General features: G+C 67.1%; 11 protein-coding genes. 3 read left to right on the plus strand and 8 right to left on the minus strand.

Annotation, left to right across the window (positions count from 1 at the left end; translation table 11 throughout):
- Positions 1-13 precede the first annotated feature (13 nt).
- Both P0204_RS07615 and mutL read right to left on the minus strand, forming a co-directional pair.
- A complete protein-coding gene (locus tag P0204_RS07615) occupies positions 14-955 on the minus strand; it encodes a sugar kinase (protein ID WP_276223063.1) in 942 nt (313 codons plus the stop codon).
- An 82-nt stretch (positions 956-1037) separates the two neighbouring features.
- Complete coding sequence (gene mutL / locus P0204_RS07620; protein ID WP_276223065.1) at positions 1038-3182, minus strand: DNA mismatch repair endonuclease MutL; 2145 nt, start codon at positions 3180-3182, stop codon at positions 1038-1040.
- Positions 3183-3312: 130 nt separating this feature from the next.
- On the opposite strand from mutL, the gene P0204_RS07625 reads away from it, so the two are divergent.
- From P0204_RS07625 to P0204_RS07635, 3 genes are all read left to right on the plus strand, one after another.
- The gene (locus P0204_RS07625; protein ID WP_276223067.1) at positions 3313-3483 is read left to right on the plus strand and encodes a hypothetical protein; all 171 of its coding nucleotides are present in this window, start codon (positions 3313-3315) and stop codon (positions 3481-3483) included.
- 77 nt (positions 3484-3560) lie between these two features.
- Positions 3561-4814 carry an HAD family hydrolase gene (locus P0204_RS07630; protein WP_276223069.1) on the plus strand — a complete coding sequence of 418 codons (1254 nt, stop codon included), beginning with the start codon at positions 3561-3563 and terminating at the stop codon, positions 4812-4814.
- A 41-nt stretch (positions 4815-4855) separates the two neighbouring features.
- Positions 4856-5362 (plus strand): hypothetical protein, encoded by a 507-nt coding sequence (locus P0204_RS07635; RefSeq protein ID WP_276223070.1) that lies wholly within the window; start codon positions 4856-4858, stop codon positions 5360-5362.
- A 66-nt stretch (positions 5363-5428) separates the two neighbouring features.
- Here the strand turns inward: P0204_RS07635 and mutS are convergent, their stop codons facing one another.
- The 6 genes from mutS to P0204_RS07665 all read right to left on the minus strand — a co-directional run bounded on the left by mutS (position 5429) and on the right by P0204_RS07665 (position 13615).
- Positions 5429-8158 carry a DNA mismatch repair protein MutS gene (gene mutS / locus P0204_RS07640; protein ID WP_276223071.1) on the minus strand — a complete coding sequence of 910 codons (2730 nt, stop codon included), beginning with the start codon at positions 8156-8158 and terminating at the stop codon, positions 5429-5431.
- 72 nt (positions 8159-8230) lie between these two features.
- The gene (locus tag P0204_RS07645) at positions 8231-9196 is read right to left on the minus strand and encodes an energy-coupling factor transporter transmembrane component T family protein (protein ID WP_276223072.1); all 966 of its coding nucleotides are present in this window, start codon (positions 9194-9196) and stop codon (positions 8231-8233) included.
- Positions 9193-10986, minus strand: coding sequence for an ABC transporter ATP-binding protein (locus P0204_RS07650; RefSeq protein ID WP_276223074.1), 1794 nt, complete (start codon positions 10984-10986; stop codon positions 9193-9195). Before P0204_RS07650 ends, P0204_RS07645 begins: the two co-directional genes overlap by 4 nt.
- A gap of 9 nt (positions 10987-10995) precedes the next feature.
- Complete coding sequence (locus P0204_RS07655) at positions 10996-11853, minus strand: DUF8171 family membrane protein (protein WP_276223075.1); 858 nt, start codon at positions 11851-11853, stop codon at positions 10996-10998.
- A gap of 302 nt (positions 11854-12155) precedes the next feature.
- A complete protein-coding gene (locus P0204_RS07660; RefSeq protein WP_276223078.1) occupies positions 12156-12926 on the minus strand; it encodes a PHP domain-containing protein in 771 nt (256 codons plus the stop codon).
- Complete coding sequence (locus P0204_RS07665; protein WP_379801713.1) at positions 12926-13615, minus strand: 2-phosphosulfolactate phosphatase; 690 nt, start codon at positions 13613-13615, stop codon at positions 12926-12928. Before P0204_RS07665 ends, P0204_RS07660 begins: the two co-directional genes overlap by 1 nt.
- Between the last annotated feature and the right edge of the window lie 150 nt (positions 13616-13765).

Raw genomic sequence — 13765 nt, forward strand, 5'->3', positions numbered from 1 at the left:
CGGCAGGATGAGATTATCGGCGTCCCGACGTTTCCCGGTCGACCAGCGCCGCCACTTCCCCGGCCTCGATGGGGACCAACGGACCGGGCATGGTCCGTGCCAGCGCGGCGGCGGCAACCCCGTACAGCAGCGCTTCGTCGGTCGCACTGCCGGCGATCAGCCGGTCGATGACCGCCCCGACGAACGCGTCGTGTTGGCCGGAACTGTCGACGATATCGGTCTCGATGGCGTCTCGTTCGTGGACGACGCCGTCGTGGTACGCGACCGCGCCGTGTTCGCTGCGCGTGAGAAAGACGTAGTCGAAGTCGTACGACGAAGCGAGCGTGTGTGTCAACTCGCGTGGGGAACCGCTGCGGTCGAAGACGGTCGTCGCCTCGTCCTCGTTGAGAAAGAGGACGTCGACGGCGTCGAAGAGACGCTCCAGGCGCTCACGGGCCGTGTCGGCGTCCCAGAGTCCGGGGTCGAAGTCCAGATCGAGCGCTCGGGCCCCGGAGGTAGCCCGCAGGACTGCCCCCAGCGTCTCGGCGGCGGTGTCCGACAGCGCGGCCGTCGACCCCGCGGCGAACACCACGTCGGCAGCCTGGATCACGTCCATCGGCAGTTCGCCAGGCGTGATCGTCGCGGCCGCGACGCGCTCCCGGTCCTGGATGAGCCGATCCTCGCGGGGCGGCGCAGCGTCCTCGTAGAAGGTCAGCCCCTGCCGATCCCCGTCGTCGGACCAGACGACCTCCGTCTCCAACCCGTGTTCGTGGAGTTCGGCGACGACACGCCGTCCCAGCGGCGTGTCCGGGAGCTTCGAGAGCCAGACACTCTCGGTCCCGAGCCGACTGGCCGTCGTCGCGACGTTGCTCGCGGTCCCGTCCGCACGCAGGGACACCTCTCGGGCCGTCTCGAACCGGTGGCCCTCCGGCGGGGCGAACCGAAGGGCCGTCTCACCGAAGCTGACGAGTGTCATACCACGCCAATCGGCAGTATCCGACTTAGTTCACACGCCTCCTTCGGTGAATCCGACCGGCGGGTATCCCGAACGAACGCGGTCAGTCCCGGCGGCCGCCGTGACCGGGGTAGTCCCGCTCGAACCGGTCCTGGAGTTCGGTGTGATCGATCTCGATGATCGTCGGCCGACCGTGGGGGCAGGCGTAAGGGTTCTCACAGTCGTCCAGGGCCGCCAGCAGCTCCCGGACCGACCCCTCGGCCAGCGAAGTGTTGCCCGTCACCGAGGGGTAACAGGCCAGGTCGCCCAGCAGTTCGTCGGCCGCCGCCTCGACCGTCGCCGCGGCCTCGTCGGCCCCCTCGACGAACGCCCCCAGCACGTCCCGGACGATCTCCGGTCCGGCAGCGTCGGCGATGACACCGGGGAGGGTGCGTACCTCGACGGTCCGTTCGCCGGTCCGGGCGGTGTGAAAGCCCAGGCTCGCCAGCGCGTCCGTTCGGTCGGCCAGTACCGCCGCCTCTCGGGCAGTGAGCTCCAGTTCGACCGGCTCGGCCAGCGCCTGTGTGGTCGTCTCGCCGTCGAACTTCGCCTGCAGTCGCTCGTAGTTGACTCGCTCGTCGGCGGCGTGCTGGTCGATCACCACGAGCCCGTCGTCGGTCTCCGCGACGACGTAGGTCTCCTGGAGCTGGCCGAGAATCCGCATCGACGGCAGCCGGTCGTGGTCGGTCTCTGGGTCGCCGCCGATTCGGGCCTGGTCGTGCCCGCCGGCGAACTTCCGGTCGGAATCCGAGCCGGAGTCGGTCGAGCCGGCCGTACCAGCGCTGTCGCCGGAATTCGGCCGTGTCGCCGTCTCGGAACTGTCCAGGCCCGCGTCCCCGCCGGACTGTCGATCCGCGTCCGTCTCCGTAGCGGAGTCCGGCCGGTCAGTGGCTGTGGTGTTCCTCTGGGACCCTGACGGCGACCCTGAATCGCCGGCGGTCGTCCCGCTCGCCCCGCGACCGGCGGCGCCGGACGAGGACGGACTCGAAGCGGTGGTGTCCTCGCTGTCGGTTCCACCCGAAGTGGTGGTGTCGGACGGAGTCGGGGCGGTATCCGTCGACCCCCTGTCGGCCGCTCCATCGCTGTTCGGCGTGATCTCGGTCTGTTCGGGCTGTGAGCGGCCGCGTGGAGCAGTCGAGCGCAACAGCCCCTCGCGCAACAGGGCGTCCTCGACGGCCGTCCGGACCTGCTCGCGGACCCCCTCGTCGTCGGCGAAGCGGACCTCCATCTTGCGAGGATGGACGTTCACGTCCACGTCGCCGGCCGGTACGTCCAGAAAGAGGACGGCGAAGGGATAGCGGTCCGGCGCCAGTTGGGTCCCGTAGGCGTCGATGGCGGCGTCGTGGGCCGTCTTCGCCCGGACGTACCGCCCGTTGACGTACGTCGAGAGGTACTCCCGGCCGGCCCGTGTGATCTCTGGATGCGAGACCAGCCCGTGGACACCGTCCAGCGGTCCGTCCGGGAGGTCCTCGCCGTCACTCCGCGCGTCACTTCGTTCTCCGCTCCGTCGGTCCGCGGGGCTCGCGCCCGCGTGGACCGCTATCATCGACTCGGCGACCTCGCGGCCGTAGACCGACAGCACGGTCTCCCGGAGGGTGCCCTGGCCGGTCGTGGCGAACGTCTCGCGGCCGTCGTGGGACAGCGAGACGGCCACGTCGGGGTTCGCCAGCGCGTAACTCGTGACGACGGTGTTGACGTGGGCGAACTCCGTCGAGGCCTGCTTGAGGTACTTCCGGCGGGCCGGGACGTTGTAGAAGAGGTCGTCGACGGCGACGGTCGTCCCCTCCGGACAGCCGGCCGGCCCCACGTCGGTCACCTCGCCACCCTCGACGACGAGTTCGGTCCCCACGTCGCCGCCGCGGGGTCGGGTGGTGATCGTCAGCCGCGAGACGGCGCCGATCGCATGTAACGCCTCCCCACGGAATCCCAGCGTGCCGACGCCACCCTCCAGGTCGGCGATGTCGCTGATCTTCGAGGTCGTGTGTTGCTCGACGGCCCGCTGGACCGACTCCCGATCCATGCCGACGCCGTCGTCGCTGACGCGGACCCCTTCGGTCCCGCCGGCCTCGACGGTCACCTCCACCCGGTCGGCGTCGGCGTCGATGGCGTTCTCGACCAGTTCCTTCACGACGGAGGCGGGCCGCTCGACCACCTCGCCGGCCGCGATGCGTTCGACGGTCCGCTCGTCGAGTTGCTGGATGTCGGTCATGTCGGTCCCCGCGTGGTCATTATCGCTCGTAACGGACGCAGCGACTTGAGCGTGACTGGCTCGCGTCTATCACCCATCGTATGAAAACTGTTAACAGTGGGCAGTCCTCAGCATCGAGCGGTGAGTGACGATGTGTCACCACAGAGATCACGATAGCGAGTGGACGACAGCAAAGGAGTCGCTGGACACCGACGAGGAGACCGAGAGTGAAGAGACTGATCCCGACCTACCGTCGTTCCTCAGCGAGACGGCGACAGAGGAGGACGTCGAGATCCTGACCGACGGCGGCGACGAGGCGTAGCAACCGGCCGTTTTTTCCACCGTGTGTCGACCGGGCGAGTGAAGTGTCCCCACGGCGACTGCGGGAGTACGACACCGATGGAGCAGTACGACCAGCTCTACCGACTCTACGAGGACATGGACACGGCGACACTGCGGGCCTACCAGGAGTTCGTCGATCTGTTCCCGCCGCTTGACTCGCCGATCACGCTCGAACAGTGGGGCGAGATCAAGGAGGAACTGGAGGGCCGGAAGGCCGTCGTCGCCGAGCAGTTCCCGGTCACCGGCGAGACCTACGCCGAGATCGCCGCACGGCTCACCCGCGACGAGGCCTTCACCGCGCTGGACCTCTACACCAAACACGACCGGGCGGTCAACGTCCTCGTGTTGGACGTCGACGAGACGCTCCGGTCGGCCGGCTACACCGACAACGAGATCCCCCGCAATACGCTGCACCTGCTGACCGAGTTCCACGAGGCGGGTGTCCCCATCGTCGTCTGTACCGGTCAGACCCTGGAGAACGTCAAGGGGTTCACCATCCAGGGACTGGGCAACGACATCGTCTCCTCGGGGTCGGTCAGCATCGTCTACGAGTCCGGCAACGGTGTCTTCACGCCCGGCCACGGCCCGGACACCAAACGACTCCTCTACGAGGACCTTGATCCAGCTATCGTCGGCGTCTTCGATGCCGTCCGCCGGCGCGTCCTCTCGGAGGCCCCCGAGGGGTTCGCTCACCGAGTCCACCTCCAGGGCAACGAGTTCAACGTCACGCTCAAACCGAACGCCGAGATCGGCAGCGAGACCGCCGTCGAAGTCATCGACGAAGGGGTCGGATACCTCTGTGATCTGATCGGCCGCGTCGTCGCCGACGAGACCGAGACGGCCCTCGACCGCCCGGCGGCGGCCGCCAGGAGCTACTTCGGCCGCGATCCCGAGATCCGAGCGGTGTTCGAGGACGACGAGACCGTCGACGTGGACCTCGACGCCGTCCCCGAGGCGTTCCTCGACGTGCTCGAACGGATCGACGTGGGTTACTACGAGGGCGACGCCGTCGAACTCGTCAGCCTGGAACTGGACAAGGCCGCCGGCGTCGAGGCCGCGCTGGACGTACTGGACATCGCGGACCCGTTCGCGCTCGTGATGGGCGACAGCAAGAGCGATCTCCGCGTGATGGAGTGGGTCGCCGAGCGCGACGCCGGCATCGCTGCCGCGCCCGACCACGCGTCGAGCGACGTCCTCGCCCACGTCCGGTCCCACGACGACCTGGTCTTCGAGGCCGGCGACGCCACCTCGGTGCTTCGGGTCGCCTACGGGAGCCGGCTGCTGGCGGCGCTGGACGACCGTCGGCCCTGAGCGACACCAAAAGATTAGACGCTCCAGAGTCCAGTACGGGTATGTCCCTGGACTCGGTGTTCGGGCAGGTCCCGGACCCACAGTCACACTCGTTTCCCAGTTACTCGCTCCCACAGGGCGAGCCGGTGCGCCCGATCGCAGTGACGGCGGCCGAACTGGAGACGCTGTTGTCGCTCTACGAGACGTTCGCGGCGGTCGATCCGACCGGGATCGACAGCAACCCGTTCCTTCGGGCGACCAGCGACTTCCTCGAAGAGACGTTCGGGACGACCCTGGAACGGCCCGACGACCGGCTCCACGAAGATATCGCCTCGATGCTCAACGACTTCGCCGAGGCCGTAGACGGGGCCACGGTCGGCGTCGTCGACGCGACCGCACTCCACCACCGGACGCTGTATTTCTTCCTGACGGGAGCGAAGGGGTATCACCTGGCACCCCACATCCAGTTCGATCCGGACCCGGCAGCCGTCGAGACGCTAAACGAGGTGTTCCAGCGGGTACTCGACCAGGAGTTCTACCTCAAACGCCCGAAGTCGGTCCTAGAGTAGCGCCGCCTTCGGGTTCCAGTCGCCGGTCGACAGGTGGCTACCGGTATCAGTGTCACCGTCGTGGCGTCATTCTTCGAGGTCGTCTTGCCAGGACTGGACTTTCGCCATCAACTCGACCGGTGGCGTCTCGTTGACGTCCAGTTCCGAGAGGGCCGCCAACACCTCGTCGGCCTCCTCGCCGAAGCGGTCGGTGACGGCATCGGTCGGTGCCGTCCCGCCGCCGTCGGCGCTGGCCTGTTGCTCGCCGGCCGTCGGTCCCTCCGCGGCGGCGAAACTGCCCGACGAGAGGTCGAAGACGGCCTGTTTCGTCCCGCTTCCGCTGCTCCCTCTGGCCTCGATGGCCTTCTCCTCGCGGAGGCGATCCAGCACCGCCTGTGAGCGGTCGACGACCGGTTCGGGAACGCCAGCCATGTCCGCGACGTGGATACCGTAGCTCCGGTCGGTCGGACCGTCCCGGACCGTCCGGAGGAAGGTCACGTCGTCCTCGCCGTCCTCGGGGTCGCCGGCGACGGCGACGTGGACGTTCTCGACCCGGTCGAGGTGGTCCGCCAGCGTCGTCAGTTCGTGGTAGTGGGTCGCAAACAGCGTCTTCGCGCGGACCTCGTTGTGCAGGTACTCCGTGGCCGCCCACGCGATCGAGATGCCGTCGAAGGTAGCTGTCCCGCGGCCGACCTCGTCCAGGATGACCAGCGACTCCTCGGTCGCCGAGTGGAGGATGTTCGATAGCTCCTGCATCTCGACCATGAACGTCGACCGGCCCTGTGCGAGTTCGTCCAGCGCGCCGACGCGGGTGTAGATGCCGTCGACGACGCCGACGGTGGCCGAGCGGGCCGGGACGAAACTCCCGACCTGGGCCAGCAGCGTCAGCAGCGCCGCCTGGCGCATGTACGTCGACTTCCCGCTCATGTTGGGACCGGTGACGACCAGGAACTGCCGGTCCTCGTCCATGTAGAGGTCGTTGGGGACGAACTCGGTCGTCTGCTCGACGACCGGGTGGCGACCGGCCTCGATCGACAGTTCACGGCCATCGGTCAGTTCCGGCCGGGTCCAGTCGTTCGCGACGGCGTGCGTCGCGAGCGATCCGAGCGCGTCGATCTCCGCCAGCGCCCGGCCCACGTCCTGCAACAGCGTCGCGCGGTCGGCGACCCGTTCGCGCAAGTCCTGGAACCGCTCGTACTCCACGTCGTGGCGGCGCTCCTCCAGTCGGAGGACGTCCCGCTCTTTCTCGTCGAGTTCCGGGATCGTGTAGCGTTTGGAGTTCTTGAGCGTCTTGATCTCCTCGTAGTCGTCGGGCACCTGGTCGGTCTCGCTCTTCCCGACCTGGATGTAGTAGCCGTCGGTCTTGTTGCGGTCGACCGAGAGGTGGGTGATCCCGGTCCGGTCTTTCTCCCGCTCCGGCAGCGTCTCCAGCCACTCCAGGGCGGCCTCGTGTTCCGCGATGATCTCGTCGAGGGTCGCGTCGTACCCGCGGCGGAACAGCCCGCCCTGCGTGACGGTTCCGGGCGGGTCCTCGACGAGCGCGTCGTCGAGTTCCGCCGCCAGTGTCGCGGCGGCCTCGCGGTCGGCACCGGCCAGCGCGTCCGCCAGCGGCGAGTCGGCCAGGCGCTCCGTCTCCGCGACGGCGTCGGCGATCACCGGGAGCAGTGCCAGCGTCTCCTGGACGGCTCGGAGGTCACGCGCGTCGGCGCTGCCGGAGGTCGCCCGGGCGGCCAGCCGTTCGAGGTCGTAGGCGTCACCCAGCGTCTCCCGGATGGTCTCGCGGGCCATCGCCGCCCGAGTCAGCGCCGCCACGCTGGACTGTCGACGGCGCAGTTCCCCCCGATCGCGGCGGGGCCGCTGGAGCCAGCGCCGCAGGAGTCGCCCGCCGGCGGCGGTGACAGTGTGATCGATCGTCTCGAACAGCGACCCCGAACTGTCCCCCTGCATGGTCTCGGTGAGTTCGAGGTTGCGCTGGGTCGTCGCGTCCAGGTCGACGGTCTCGCGAGCGCCGTAGGCCTGCAGCCGCGTGACCGCTGCCAGCGTGCCGACGCCGGTCTCCTCGACGTAGGCCAGCGCGGCACCGGCGGCAGCGATGGCCGCGTCGTCGTCGGCGACACCGACGCTGTCGAGCGTCTCGGCTCCGAACTGCTCGCGGACCCGGTGGCGGGCTCGGCCGGGCGCAAACGACTCCGTGGCGTGCAGGGTCAGCGTCGCGTCGGTCCGCTCGCGGAGGCGGTCGAGGAACTCGTCGTCCCCCCGCAGATCCGGCCCCGGCAGGATCTCGGCCGGCGAGAAGGTGTACAGCTCCGAGAGCACCGCACCCGGGTCGGCGTCGTCGAGTTGTGTGACCTGGAACTGGCCGGTCGTCACGTCGGCGAACGCCAGGCCGTAGGTGTCGCCGTCGCTGGACCCCGTATTGCCCGAGGAACCCCGCCCCTCGCTCTCCCGGACGACCGTCGCGAGGTACTGGGCCGCGTCGTCACCCGTCTCGACGTGCGTGCCAGGGGTGACCACGCGGGTGATCTCCCGGGCGTGGCCGTCGGCCGTCTCGTGTTGGTCGGCTACGGCGACCCGGTAACCCCGTTCGACGAGCGCCGAGACGTACGGCGTCAGATCGTCGACCGGGACGCCCGCCATCGGATACGAAGAACCGTGTGAGGACTTCTGACTCACCTTCAGGTCGAGTTCGTCCGCCACCAGTTCGGCGTCCTCGTCGAAGAACTCGTAGAAGTCCCCACACTGCATCGTCAGCACGTCGGCGTCGGTCTCCTCCTTGAGTGCGAGGAACTCCCCGACGATACCCGTCGCCTCTGTCATATCCCTCTCTGTGGTCGTCCCCGGGGTAAGGATTGCGGGTGCCGAGTCGGTGGGGACGACAGCCAGTGGACGCTACCCGCCGAACACCACCGAGAGGGCGACGACGAACACCAACGAACCGAAGACGAACGACACGTCACGCGGTTGGATGCGCATGTTCTCCGTTCGAAGCGTCCGACTCTCGGAGTCCGCAAGCGACTGTGAGAACCCTTTCGTCTCCATCGCCTCCACGGTGACACGGGCGCGTTTGGCAACGTTGAAGATGAGCGGATAGAACGCCTTGATCGAGAGCTTCAGTAGGTAGTAGAAGTACCGCCAGTTCAGGAGTCCCTTCTCCTCGGGCACTTTGCTCCGGAGCCGGAAGGAGTTGATCAGCGCGTGGTACTCCTCGACGAGCAGCGGCATCATCCGGTAGCCGTAGGCGATGGCGAAGGTGAGTTGCCGCGGGACACCGAGCCGAAGCATCCCCTTGCTGATCTTCTGTGGGCTCATCGCGGAGAAGACGGCGAGACTGATCACCGAGATGATCGTCAGTTTGAGGAAGAACGGGACGACCGCGCCGACGGCGTCGATACCGACCTCCTGGCTCGTCAACGCGGTGGTGATGCCCTGGCTGGTCGCGGTCGCGACGATCGTCCCGGCCTCGGCGAAGACGCCGAGGTCGAGCGCTACGGCGGCGTCGATCACCCGGCCTGCGTTGTCACCGAGGTACGTCGCGGCGCGGAGCACACCACCCATCAGCGGGACGACGACGACGAAGAAGCCGACGTTGGTGAGTTGCCCGAACAGCAACAGGGCGAGCAGATACTTGCTAACCTGTGACAGCGCCGCGAGGACGAACGCCGCCCCGAGCATCACCGCGAGCGGGAGCGGGTCGTAGAACAGCCACGGGACGATCATGAACAGGACCGTCCACAGCAACACGACCCGTGGATCGAACGTATTCAACAACGCGTCCTCGTTGTCGTAGGCCGTCCGCATCAGATCGACCTTGACGTCCGCGACCGAGATGTCGGTGAAGGCGTCGACGTATTTCATCGGTCCTCCGAAGTCGGTACGCCCGCTGGGTCGTCGGGGTGGTCGGGACCGCCGAGTTCGGTCGAACTGATCGCCTCGACCATCGCATCGGTCGTGAGCACCGGCGACGCCACGTCGAGGCGGTCGCCGAGTTCGACGACCTGCGGTTGACGGAGATCGGCCTCGGCCAGCAGGTCCGTGTCGTCGAAGACGTCGGCCGGCGGCGCGTCGGCGAGCACGTCGCCGTCGCCCATGACGATAACCCGGTCGGCCCAGGCGGCCACCAGTTGGAGATCGTGGGAGGCGACGACGACCGTCTCGACGCGGCTCTCGGCTTTCCGGAGCATCCCCGTCACCTCACGGCGGCTCTGCAGGTCGAGACTGCCGGTCGGTTCGTCCAGCAACACGACGGTCGGATCCGTCGCCAGACCGATCCCGAGCGACGCCCGGCGCTGCTGTCCGAGGCTCATCAGTCGACCGTCCCTGTCGGCGAGTTCCGCCAGGTCCAGATACTGGACGATGTCGTCGACGCGTGCGTCGACGCCGTCCGCGTCGCGATCTTCGAGGTAGTACGCGATGTCCTTGCGGACGGTGTCTTCGACGAACATCTCCTCGGGGTTCTGGTGGATGTAGACGGTATCGTCGGCCAACTCCTCCGGGAGCGTCTCGTCGGTGTCCTGTCCTAGCACGGTCACGGTCCCCGAATCGGGTGCTTCGATGCCGGTGATGAGCCGCAGGAGGGTCGACTTGCCGGCGCCGTTGGCACCGACGAGGGCCACGCGGTCGCCGGCGTACAGGTCGAGATCGAGGCCGTCGAGGACCCGGTTGTATCCCTCCCTGAGCGTCGGATAGCCGTGCTCGACGCCCTCCAGCGAGACGAGGACCTCGCCGTCGCCGGCGGTCGTCGGTGTGGTCGTGTCAGCTGTCGGTGTCGTCGCCTCGACGCCGCCGTCGGCCAGCTGTGGGGGCGCGTCGGTGAACGCCGTCACTGCCCCCTCGACGGTGACGGGGTACCGGCCGTCGGGAAGCCGCCCTGCCCCCGACGGCAGCCCGTCGGCGATCTGTGTCACCTGTGGCGGGTGGATGTCGTGTGCGAGGAGGTCGTCGAGCCGGTTGAGGCCGACCGACACCGGCTCCTTCCAAGCGACGCCGCCGTCGGACACCAGCGCCATCTGATCGCAGTACTCGCCGATGAACTCGGAGTGGTGCTCGATGACGATGATCGTCTTGCCCTGTTCCTCGTGGAGCCAGCGGAGTTGCTCGTAGGTCTCCCGTGCGTTGTGTGGGTCCAACTGGGCGGCCGGCTCGTCGATGAAGATGAACTCGGGGTCCATCGCGAGCACGCCCGCGAGCGCGACCAGGTGTTGCTGACCGCCGCTCAGCTCCCAGATGAACCGGTCGTCGAGGTCCGCGAGGCCGACCGCTTCCAACGCACGCGTGGCCCGTTCCTCGTAGTCGTCGAGCCCGTAGTTCAGCGGGGCGAACTCGACGTCGTCACGCACCGTCTCCTGGACCAGCTGGTTCTCGAAGTCCTGGAACACGTAGCCGACGTGTCTGGACAGCTCGGCCACACTGGAGTCGACCGTGTCGATTCCGGCGACTTCGACCGTGCCGTCGAGTTCGCCCTCGAAGAAGTGCGGGATCAGGCCGTTGAACGTCTTACACAGCGTCGTCTTTCCGCTTCCGTTGCCGCCGACGATAGCCGTGAACTCCCCGGGTTCGATCGTCAGGTTCGCATCCCGTAACACCGGCTCGTCACCGCCGGGATAGCGGAACGTCAGGTTGTCGACGACGATTGTGTCCTGGCTCATGCTGTGGGCTCAGGCCTGGGTCCGCTGCTGGCGGTAGTAGACGAGGCCGAACGCGACGAGCGCGGAGATCACGATCGGGACGAACAGGAACGCTTGCCCGTACGTTTCGACGAACTGCGGTTCGAAGACGATGAGGCCGCCGCTGGTCTCGCTGAGCATCTCGACGGCGAAGGCGATCGGGAGCAGAGCAGCCCAGGCGACCAGTCGCTTCAGCGACGACCGGGTGAACATCGGGCCGTCGCGTCCGTCGATCGGGTTCATCCCGAGCAGCGGTTCGATCTTCCCGCGCAGGCGGGGGTAGAGATACAGCGTCGGGATCGCACCGAAGATCAGGCCGGCCCCGATGATCTGAACGAGTGCGCCCATCCCCTCGGTTGCCCAGACCGTCTCGGGCAGCCACGAGATGGCTTCGAGTTCTTCGACGCCGACGTAGAACTTCCCGACGTCGATGAACCACGCCGCGACTTCCTCCATCGCCTTCGCGAGGAAGCCGACGGCCGCGATCTGTTTCACGTCCGTCGGATCGGTGATCAACGACATGGCGAAGAACCACGACATGGTGATGACGATCAGTCCCTCCACGGCCCCGAGGGCGCTGAAGTCGCCGATCAGTATCTCACCGAAGACGATGCCACCGACGGGGATCGCGAGACAGGCCCAGAACGACCGGAACAGCAGGACCACCGACATCGCGACGAACCAGAACGGGCCGATCTCCAGACCCAGCCCGCCCATCGAGAACTCCGGAAGGAGTTCCGTGATCATGCTCTGGAACCCGTGCAGGGACATCACGAGGATGAACACCATCATGTCCCTGTGGTCGAAGCTGAACACGCTACTCGACTCCGCCGAGGTGTTAATTCCCATACGGGAGGGGGTTTTCCTCCGTTTTATTTAACCCGTGATATGTGTGATATTGGCGTCTCGGTGCCGATACCGTTTGGTACGTGCTGTTGTCCACGGGTCAGTGCGGTCGGGATCACTCCCGATCGCTATTGAGTGGTATGCAGAGCCGGGAGACGACCGAAACGGTCGGTTGGCTGTGCGAATCTCGGTGTCTGCAGAGAACTGAGCGGAGACCGCCGGCGATCGGCGCGTGAGCGACGGTGTGACGGGTCGGCCAGTCCGGCCGCTTACGCCGAGCAATACCACAGCCTTACCGAAGGGAGTCAGGCGAGGACAGCGTCGATCTCCAGGCAGTCGATAGCCGATCGGGCGATCCGGTCACGGAGCGTCGGGACTCGCGTCGTCACCTCTTCGGGTCGGTGACTGTCGGTGCCGAGCACGAATCCGACACCGTGGTCGGCGAACCGTGACAGCATCGACGGGTCCGGATGGGGCCGTCCGAGCGCGTCGTTGACCCGTCCGGCGTTGAGTTCCGGAACGGTCCGTGAGTCGGCCAGCGCCGCGGCGACGCGGTCGTAATCGCTCGGGCGCGAGACACCCCGGAGCGTCTCCAGTCGCTCCGGTAGATCGAGGTGGCCGAGCACGTCGAACAGGTCGGCCTCGACCAAGTCGACGACTGTGTCGTAGTAGCGTTCGACGGCGTCCCGTCGGACCCCCGCTGCGCTATCGACGTACTGGGCGTCGGAGGTGTAGTCGTAGTCCCCGGCGAAGTGGACGCTGCCGATGCTGTACTCGAAGTCGGCGGTCGCGAGGAACTCCCGAATCCGATCGGCGTCCCCCGGGACGTAGCTCACCTCGGCCGCGTCGTACAGCGTCAGATCGGTCGTCGCACGGGCTGTATCGATCCGCTCGCGGCGCCGTTCGTAGGTCTCGTCGAGGTCGTACGTCTCGTGGCGGCCGAACGCGTCCTCGGTCAGGATACAGTGGTCGGTGAGACCGAGGCCGTCGAGTCCGGCCGCTTCGGCCGCCTCGATCATCGCCGACAGGGCCGACCCGTCGGAGAACGTCGTGTGCGTGTGGACGTCCGTCCGCATCAGTCCGCGGAGACGTCGTAGAGCTTCTGTCCGTCGAGTTTCGGGACGACGTCGCGGCTATCGAAGTCGAGGACGTACTCGTAGAGGTCCGTCCGCTTGATCTGGGGGCGGCGTTCGTACTTCGCACCCTTCGAGAACTCGACCATCTCGCGGTACACCGCCCGTTCGCGGTCGGTCGGTGGGTCCGCAAGCAGGTGGCGAGCGATGAACAGCGCGCCCGCGACGTCCTCGGGTGACGGTTTCCCGTTGGACCCAGCGGCGACGAAGTACGTTTCCTCGTCCTGTTCCCGGAGGTGGTCGGCCAGTGTGACGCCGTTGGTGAGCCCCCCGACGTAGACGTTCACCCCGTCGCCCCCCGCGAGTCGGAGATCGGTAACGGCGTTCCCACCGTTCGTAGACGTCATCGCCGTCGGCCGGCCGGCCACGTCGACGTCCTGGACGAAACTCGGCGAGTTGAAGAAGTCGTATCCCTCCTCGCCGCGGTAGTTCGGACCGGAGCCACCGCCGATCTTCGCCCGTGGATGGTCGGCCTGGAAGGCCGGCTCTTCACCACGGTTTTCGGTGATGTGGATGTACTCGGCGCCGTTCGCGAACAGCTCCGGGACCGTCGTCGAGAACTGTGCAACGTCGACGACGACGTAGTTCCCCGGCTCGGGGTCGTCCGGGATCTGTGCCCGTGCGGGGATCATCTGTTCGATCGGCAGCGACTCGGCCGTCCCGTCTGCTAACAGACTCACGCCCGGAACTCCATCGGAACGTCGTTTGAGTGTGACTATGAGTGCTATAGTTCCGAATAGAGTGATCGGTAGCGGACCGGAGTCGTACAGTTCCGCCGACTC

Source organism: Haloarcula halophila (assembly GCF_029278565.1).
GTDB lineage: Archaea > Halobacteriota > Halobacteria > Halobacteriales > Haloarculaceae > Haloarcula > Haloarcula halophila.